Consider the following 698-nt stretch of genomic DNA (forward strand, 5'->3'; position numbering starts at 1 on the left):
CAAATAGCGTTCAACATCCCATTCCGCTCGCATCACGATACCGAGGCCATCTAGTGCCCAACTCACCGCGATTTCTCCGTCGTTGGTCGTGAGATTGCCACGCACGTGCACAGCGTCAGTACGCGCTTTGGCGCCCTTGATTGGAGTTAATCGCCACACACCGTAAGCATCGCTTCCCTGCCGAATGCCAATGCAATTGTGGCGTTGCAAGTCTGCGGGAGTCTGTGGGATTCCATGTTCACGCAAATACTTGGGCGAGGCGCACAGTAGGCGGCGGTTGGGGGCCAGCAGGCGTGCAACGATACGTGCATCCGGTGGCTGACCAAAGCGCACGCAGACGTCGAAGGCGACGTCCGAGAGTGGAGGTGGATCCGCTGACAGCTGTAGCTGCACGTCGACATCTGGATAAGTTCGACTGTATTCCGCGATCACTGGCGCAACGTGCATACGCCCAAATCCAAGTGTTGCGTTCACGCGCAACAGACCGCGTGGCGTACCTTTGGCACTAGTCAGCAACTGCTGCAGATCATCAACCTCTCCTAGGATGCGCCGCGCATGCTCAAGGAACACTTCGCCCTCCGGGGTCAAGCTCATGCGTCGTGTGGTTCGGACAATCAGCGGAAGCCAATATCAACACCGAGGTCGCACGCACGTTAAGCGGCATGCGCGCTGCTGACCAGGCGGAGGTGGATCAATGT

General features: G+C 58.2%; 1 protein-coding gene. It reads right to left on the reverse strand.

The features are described 5' to 3' along the window. The coding region (locus RVY79_RS16855) for a LysR substrate-binding domain-containing protein (RefSeq protein ID WP_317465623.1) at positions 1 to 594 on the reverse strand (594 nt) is incomplete at its 3' end. Between the last annotated feature and the right edge of the window lie 104 nt (positions 595 to 698).

This window comes from Chromohalobacter sp. HP20-39, from assembly GCF_033052815.1.
In the GTDB taxonomy this organism is placed as follows: domain Bacteria; phylum Pseudomonadota; class Gammaproteobacteria; order Pseudomonadales; family Halomonadaceae; genus Chromohalobacter.